Source organism: Luteibacter sp. 22Crub2.1, from assembly GCF_900167995.1.
GTDB lineage: Bacteria > Pseudomonadota > Gammaproteobacteria > Xanthomonadales > Rhodanobacteraceae > Luteibacter > Luteibacter mycovicinus.
The window spans coordinates 155529-163657 of the sequence record NZ_FUYT01000010.1; the positions used below are offsets into that span (position 1 = coordinate 155529).

3 protein-coding genes are annotated in these 8129 nt (G+C 63.2%); 2 read left to right on the top strand and 1 reads right to left on the bottom strand.

What is annotated here, in order from left to right:
- Window positions 1-16 precede the first annotated feature (16 nt).
- Entirely contained in the window at window positions 17-2554 is a 2538-nt protein-coding gene (locus tag B5X73_RS12400) for an autotransporter family protein (RefSeq protein ID WP_079521937.1), read from the bottom strand.
- Between the two features lie 409 nt (window positions 2555-2963).
- Here B5X73_RS12400 and B5X73_RS12405 point away from each other — a divergent pair, with 409 nt between their 5' ends.
- Window positions 2964-5018 (top strand): hypothetical protein, encoded by a 2055-nt coding sequence (locus B5X73_RS12405; protein WP_079521938.1) that lies wholly within the window; start codon window positions 2964-2966, stop codon window positions 5016-5018.
- 34 nt (window positions 5019-5052) lie between these two features.
- Window positions 5053-7998 (top strand): hypothetical protein, encoded by a 2946-nt coding sequence (locus B5X73_RS12410; RefSeq protein WP_079521939.1) that lies wholly within the window; start codon window positions 5053-5055, stop codon window positions 7996-7998.
- Window positions 7999-8129 lie beyond the last annotated feature (131 nt).

Sequence of the window (8129 nt, forward strand, 5' to 3'; positions counted from 1 at the left end):
CTTTTGTGGCCGCGCGTCAGAACGACACGCGGACACCGACGTTGCCGGCCCAGCCGCGCATGCCGTAGCTGCCGACGAAGTGCTGGTAGGTGCCTTCGCCATACAGTTGCACATGTTCACCGAGCTGGCTGACCGCACCCGCGGCAACACGATACGCATTGCCCACACGACCCGAGCCGAAGCGGTCGCCCGTGTTGAATGCTTCGCTGGAGACGTCCACGCCCGGATCGCCATGGCTCGTATGTGTCAGGTCCAGGCTGGCATAGGGCATGAATCGCGGCTGCGCCGTCCGGGTAATACGACCGCCAAGCGTGGCGCTGGTCTGCTTCGCCGTGCCCAGTTGGACCTCAAGTCCATCGGTGTCGCTGAAGTCCCGGAAGTTCAGCTGTTGGTGCTTCAGCTGGAACCGCGGCTCCACCGTCCAGTCGCCACCGATCGCGATCGGCAGACCCGCCTCGATCGACGTGGTCCAGCCGTGCGCGCGGAGATTGCCGACATCGGAGCCGCGCAGATCCGTACCTACATCGCCGCGGTACCGCGTGGCGCCGATGACGCCGTCTACCCAGAAGCCGTTGCCGTGCTGCCAGGTGATCCAGCCGGATACGCCATTGGCATGGTATTTCGCGCTGCTGTTGCCATCGACCGCGTTGGGGGTAACGCGCGTGGTTCCCTTGTCGGCGGCCCAGCCCGCACGCAGCGAACCATTGTCGCCATCCAGCGCGATCAGGCTGCCGCCGAGCTGCAGCGCATTGATCTGCTGATCGAAGTCGTAGCCGTAACGCTGAAACGACAGGTTGGAGCTGTAGCGCAGCTGGCCACCGAGGTAGCGCGCGAATACCTCGCCCCCGACCGGGTTGTCCGATGCGCCCTGGCGAATGTCGCCGAGCCGCTGGTGCAGACCGTCGTTCATCATGTCGCCATAGGTGAGCAGCGCGGCCGGGGCGGAGAGATAGGAAGGCAGCTGCGGAGCCACGGCGAATCGCTCACGCGGGGTTTCGGGGATACCGGGGTCGCCGCCGTCGCCCGGAATACCGGGATTCTCGGGATTGCCCGGGTCGCCGCCATCGCCAGGGCCCGGACCACCCGGATCCACGGGTGTACAGCCTCCTTCGCACACCACCTGGTTGGCGAGACGGTAGTCCCAGTTCAAGGGTGCACCACCAAGCTGGTTCTGCGCCGCATCGGCCTGCCCGGGGCCGAACGCGTGCAGGGTGTACTGGAATGCACCGACGGCGACATAGCCCCCGCGAAGCCTGAACGCATCGGCCCGCGAAGCGCCGCCCACCTGCACCAGTGAAATGCCCTCGTCAGCTTCGATCACCCCGTTGCCGTTGGTGTCGGTAGCGGCGCCGACGCCGCCCGGCGTCACAACGATATCGGTCACGCCCGTCGTGGTCACGTTACCCAGGATCAACAGCCGGTCCGTCTGCTGATGGGACGAAGCGCCGCCCTCATTCAGGAGGACGTTGAGCCCGATGGTGCCGCCGCTCCCCGAGAAGTCGCCGCGCACGGTCGTGCTTCGATAGGCCGCGCCGCTGACCGGAGTGAAGGATGCGCTGCCACCGTTCAGGGCCAGCGAAGCGATCGTCGAATTTCCCGTCGAGGCCCACTCGGTGCCCGATGCCAGCGTCATCGTCGCGTCGCCCGTCACGCTACCGGTAAGCGTCGCCGCATTGGTCAGCGAAACGTCCGCGGAGGCACTCCCCGCCAGCTGGAAGTCACCGGCGATTCGACTATTGTCCAGATGGATGGTCGCGTGCGTCCCGTCGTTCATGCCCAGCGCGACGCCGTTGGCACCTTCGAGCGATGCGCCGTTACGCAGAATGATCGTCGGATCGACTGGCGTGTCATCCTGACTGAACACCTGGATGGCGCTGCCGCCCAGGCCACGTACCGTGGAGCCGTCCACGATGAGCGTGCTGCCGACGGAGGGCGCGTAGACAGCGCGCGTTGTCGTGACATGCAAGCCCTGACCTTGCCCCTGCACCAGACTGCCGTCGGTCAGTGTCAGGCTGCCGTTGTACATCGCGATACCGGCGGAACCGGCACCCTGCCCGATGAACCGGGTGGCCGAAGCGTCAATGACACCGTTACCCGCGATACTGGCGGCGTAGTCGTTTCCGTTGATGACGCTGCGTGCGACGGACACGTGCGCCGCCATGCCCTTGCCTTCGGGCAGGTTGCTTTCCGCCAGCAGGAGGCCTCGCTGGAAGCGACCCGTCGTCCCCGGCGAAATCGTGGAATCGGTGATCGTCAGGTTCGAACCGTTGTATCCATCCACGCCGACGCCCGACGCGGACGCGATCGTCGATCGGTCGATGACGAGCGTACCGAACGTCGTAAGCACGGCGCCGGCGGTCGACCCATTCAGCACACGCAACGTACCGGACGCCCGCACATTGAAGACCTCCGGCGAGGCGTTCTCGTTGTTGAGTACGACGGTCTGACCCGCGCCGACATCGCGCGCGATCGCATAGGAAGACGTCGAAAGTGCCGCGACGATCGCGGCCGAAAGCGTCGCGCGGCGCGCAACTCGGGACAAAGTGCAATGCATGGCGTTTTCCTGCTTCGGAACCAAGACAAGGAGTCGACGGCTATAGAGCCAGACGACGGACGCGGCGGACACAGGTCGACGCCACGAGAGAGGGCATTACAGCCACTCGCGGCCGACCTCGCTATTGGGCGTGGTCCTAAAAGTGGATGTGGTGTGGTGCGGCCCTCCCAGCCTTTCCGATCTCGTTGCGATGACCGGGCGCGGTTCCGGCGCGTGATCCGGCAAGAGTCGCATCCTTATCGACGCAGGCGTACACGCGATGTGAAACGCACAGGGCTTTGTCACCTGGCTTCGCACATTGCCGATTCCGGACATGCTGCGCCTACAACGTCCGGACTATCGAAGCCGCATGACGCGGCGGAGTACGCTCGATGACGTGCCATCACCGAAATCACAGGAGTGATACGAAATGCAAGGAAAGCCACAAGGGAAAGCCACCCGTCGCGCGCAGCTTGTGACCAGCGCGGCTCCCGCATCGGTCGATCCCCAGGCGGAAGACATCGATCTTCCCACGGAAGTGCCCGATGCGCTGCCCAACCACAAAATTCCTCGCGCCAAGATGCTGGCGCCACTCAAGATCAGCTGCAAATTGTGGCCCGAATCGAAACCGCTGGACCGCTACAGCGTCATGTTTGTCGACGAGGAACTCACCTTTGTGGACCTTCCCTCGGCTCCACCGTACCCAGACCCCATCGAACTCTACGTGTCCAAGGAGTTCATGGATGCTCTCCCCGAGGGGGCCGTCTCGCTGATTCCGCTGCGCATAAAAGTCAATACGGTGCTCGGCATCGACTACCTCTATAAGGGCACCGATGTCATTTTCGATAAGCAGCCACCGGGCGGCGATCTGCCGCCTGCGATCGATTTCGATGAGGACATCGACAATAACGGCCTGACACTCGCCAAGTTGCTCGGTGAGCTCGGTGGTGTGCTCGAAGGTACGATCCCCAGCTACGAATTTCAGGAGGAAGGCGACACCATCAACCTCTTCATGAAGCTTCGTAGTGACGGCATTCAGATTGACGCCGGAACCGTCGTCACCACGAGTAAAAGCAGTGGCACGAAGGTCACCTACGACCGTACGGTACTCGAGAAGGTCGATGGGGCCGGTATTGTCGATTTTTACTATGCCGCGACGGACGACGTCGGCAATCAACACGGGCCGGCTCCCGGAACCCCGGTCAACATGCTGATCAAGGACGCTCCGGAGACTGTTCCGGCACCGCTTGTCCCCCGCTTCGACCCCGAAGACGACAAGCTGATCACCGATCCCGACGCTCGACCCGCCATGGTGATTCAGATTCCCAGGTACACGCCAACGCCTAAGGAAGGCGATTACTTCATCGTCAGTGTCGGCGACCAAAGCGTCGTCACCAGCCCGCTGAAGGCTTCAGACATCGGCAACGATCCGTTACTCGAGCTGGGTTTCCCTTACACGCTGCTGTTTCCGTCCACCGGCGATGGCACCCCGCCCGCACCGATTTTCACCGCCGATGTCCGTTATCAGGTCATGCGAAGCGGTCTGTCGAGTCCGTCCGAGATCAAACCGGTGGACTTCGATCTTTCATTGCCCGGCAATCCCGACCCCAATCCTGACCCGCTGCCGAACCCGGAGCCAGGCCTGCCTGACAATCCCAACGAGAATCTGCAACGGCCTACCCTCAGGGGTGAGAGCGGCGCGGACAACGATCTTCCGGCGGACGATGCCGAGAAGGACGCTACCGGCATCGTGCCCTGGCTCGACCTTTCCGCTACGCCGGTGGCAGCGTTCAAGGAAGGCGATGTCATTCAGCTCTACATCGATGCGAAAGACGGCGGCGCCGTGGGTGCCGCACGCACCGTTACCGGCGACGACGTCACCAAGGCTGCCGATCTCAAGATCACGGTTGAGCGTGCCGACCTCCAGAGCCATTCCGGCGCGCACCAGTTTTATTACGGTGCGACCCGCATCCTCGAGAGCGGCGAGGAAGTCACGGCGTTCTCCCCGTCGCAGGCCATCAACATCAAGACGGCCGGCGAACTGCCCGGAGGAGGCACGCTTTATGCCGCCACCTTCGTGAAGGCCGCGGGCAGGCGGGCGTATGGCATCAACATTGACGACGCCCGAAACGGGACACCCGTGCGCATTCGCCTGGACCAGACCAATGTCGGCGAAGGGGATACCATCGCGTGGGAATTCGTGGGAACGCCGGATGTCGGCACGCCGGGAGCGCCGACAAGCGACAGCGGATCGCACATCATCACAAAGAACGATCTCGTCGAACGAGACGACAGTTCGCTTCCCAAGCCACCGGCAAAACCGATCACGGAGAAGCGTGCTTTCGTCGACATCATGCTGGCCCCGGGCGTTCTTCTGCCCGTCAATTTCGGTCACGGTTATTTCGACTATACGATCGAAAACCAGGCCGGCAAGGGAGCCGCCGTTCAGGACAACGTGCTGATGGATGTACGCACGGGAAACTGATGCGGTACGAGCGACGGTGGATCAAGGAGGTTCCATGCAAACCGAACACGAACACCCGGATTCACCGCCGCTCGACGACGGTGGTGCCGCCACGCACGCGATCCTGCCAGATGCGGCGCCACCTCCCCCGCTCATTCACGAGGTCGACGCCAACGGCGGCCTCGGGTACGACCTGGTGGGCCCTAACGCGGCGGGAAGCATTGGCGTGATCGTCGGCCCGTGGGACGGCTTCGTCGATGGAGACATCGCCCGTATCCGCTGGGGCGGCACGACGGGACCGGTCGTCGGGAGCCGGCTCATCAACGCCGAGGACAACGGCAAGGCCATTCCGGTCACCGTTCGTGCTTCGGCCATCCATGCCATCGGCGCCGGCACCTTCGATGTAGTGCACGAAAATGTGGGCGCATCGGGGACGGTGGTTTACTCACCCTCCCTGTCGGTCGAAGTCAAACTGAGCGTCCCGGGCGGCCTCGACCCCGACCCGAGCACCGAAACCATCAATGAGGGACTCAAACCGCCGGAAGTCGTCCCCTGGCCGCTGGGGGCGGACCTGAGCAATGTGCGCATCGTCGTGGCCAGGTATCTCAACATCGAAGCAGGCGACAGGATCACGGCGTCGTGGCATGGCTTCCAGCATGAGATCACGCTGTCGTCAACGGACGTGGCGAAGCCGTCGTTCGAAATAGCGATACCCGAGGACGAGATCAGGCAGATCGGCGCGGGTACGGCGACCGTCACGTACCGCATCCTCGACCGCGTGACCAACAGTTCGAAGTGGGCGCCGCATACGCAGGTGGAGGTGCCCCTGCCCGATCCGGGTGCGCTGCCCGCGCCTCGCGTGAAGGAAGCCGACACCGATCAGACGGTTATCGACCTGGGCACGCTGGGTACCGGTGACGTTACCGTCCAGCCTGTCAACAACGGCGGCCTGAAGGGCGCGAGCATCACGGTGACATGGACGGGCGTGGCCGAAGACGGGACCACGCCGCGCCCGTATTCGCCGCCGCCCCAGTTGCTCACCTACGACTACCAGGTACCTGAATTCATCATCCCGAATGCCGAAGTCGCCGCGCTAGGCGGCACGGCCGGCGGCGGTAGGGCAAGTATCGCGTACAAGCGGACCAATCCTGGCGATACGCCGGTTCAGTCGAAACGCAGGGATCTGCGTGTCATCGGCGCGAGCAGCGAGCTACCCGCTCCTAAGGTGGATGAGGCGATCAACTACACGATCCCCGCCGAACTTGGCGTCGCCCACCTGGTCATCCCGCCGCAGACGAGGGGCAACCAGGTCACCGCCAATATCGCCGCGCCTGTGCCGTTCACAGATTCCAAACCCATGAGCGATCCGTCGAAACCCCCTGACTTCACGCTGACGGGAACGGCGTTCATCGCGCCGAATGCGGGCTCGCCTGCCACGGCGACGTATACGGTAACCGGGCCCAACTACTCCGCGACGTCGCTTCCCTATCAATTCGGCATCCTGCCCCCTGCGGTGCCGAACCTTCCCCTTCCCGGCATCGTCGAAGCGGTCGCCGGCCAGATCGATCCGGCTGTGGCGCCCAACGGAATCACCGCCTCCATTCCGGCGTCCTCCGACATCCGCGCGAGCGACGATGTAATCGTAACCGTGGCGGGTCCAGGTGGGCAGGAGACCACCGCCGCGCAAACCGGCAACCCGTCAGGCATGAAGATCGACATCGGGCCGGCAGTCGTGGCGAAGAACCTGGCCCATGCGATCACGGTGCAATACAGCGTCACGCCCAAGGCCGGCGGCGCAGCGAAGTCCTCGCCCATCGCAAACTTCAACGTGCTCGACTTCCAGCCGAACGACCCGCGCGTCGGCAAGCCGGTCATCCGGCAAGCGCTCGGTACCAGCGTGATCGATCTGAACCAGTTCGTCGGCGACGCGCTGATCGACGTACCCAAATGGCCATTGATGGCCACCGGGCAGCTGTACTGGCTTACGGCGTCGACGGCAAACGGTTCGCAAGTCATTGCCACGGCCAAACCGGTCACCGGCGGGAGCGCGTTCTCGGAGCCGCTGCCGCGCCTGTGGCTGAACACCCTCTCCGACCAGACAACGCTCGTCCTCACACTGGAAGTCGCCTTCGATGGCGGTGCGCAGGCGACGGCACGAAAATTCACTTCGCTGGCCTATACGGTTCGTGCCACGGTCGCGCCACCGGCCTTCCCGGCGCCGGTCATTCCGCAGGCCATCGCGTCGCGGCTCGACGGCAACAGAACGTCCGCGGACCTGGAGGTCCCGCCCACCGCGCCCTTGCTGAGCGGTGACAGCGTAGCCGCGTCATTCGGTACCCATGCCTTGCCGACAAAGACGGCCTCGCCGACCCTGGATCCGTTTAAGATCACCGCCGCCATGATCGCGGCGGAGCGCGGCAGGACCGTGGTGAGCACGTACACCGTGACGCGCGCCGGCACGACTTTACCTGTCTCCGCGCCGCTCAGCGTGTTCGTCACGGCAGGAGGCGAGCAATGGGATGCGACGTTCGATTTCGACGGCGAGCAAACGCGAAGCGTATCGTCCGAGACGAAAGACAAACTTGAGTTCGACAAAGTGTTCCACGTCATGTTCGACAGGAACCACCATGTCGAGAAAGAGCAGTTCATCGGCGTCAAGCCCTACTCTGGCGCTGGCCTCGACGACTACTACAAGGGCGACATCCTCTGGATCGGACACCCGACAAACAACGAGCTTATCTTAAAAACCGTCCTCTTCAACTTGTTCGAGGAATGGACGGAAGTGCGCTTCGCGGTCAGTTCGATGGACGATCCGGTGTACATCTCGTTCAAGGATGCATCGGGCAGCATCATCGGCGGAAAAAAGACACTCAACGCGGGGAGCGGCAACGGCCAGTACGCCGAAGTGAGAAATGACGTCGTTGCCGGGAAGAAGGTCAAGTGGATAGAAATTGTCTGCAAGGACTCGATCCACGTCGACTTCTTCAAGTTCAAGAGGTGATCGACAAGACCAGGACAACCCGCCCATACGGCGGGTTGTCTTCATTGGCTTATCGGCCAAATGCCTCACCCGGCTAGCACGCTGGTTGTATAGGCCCCGCGCTTTCCAAAGCCTATAAATGATCTCGCGAA

Excerpts from the sequence above, each read along its gene's own strand:
- B5X73_RS12405 (WP_079521938.1), top strand. The coding sequence starts at position 2,964 with ATGCAAGGAAAGCCACAAGGGAAAGCCACCCGTCGCGCGCAGCTTGTG.
- B5X73_RS12410 (WP_079521939.1), top strand. The coding sequence starts at position 5,053 with ATGCAAACCGAACACGAACACCCGGATTCACCGCCGCTCGACGACGGT.
- B5X73_RS12400 (WP_079521937.1), bottom strand. The coding sequence starts at position 2,554 with ATGCATTGCACTTTGTCCCGAGTTGCGCGCCGCGCGACGCTTTCGGCC.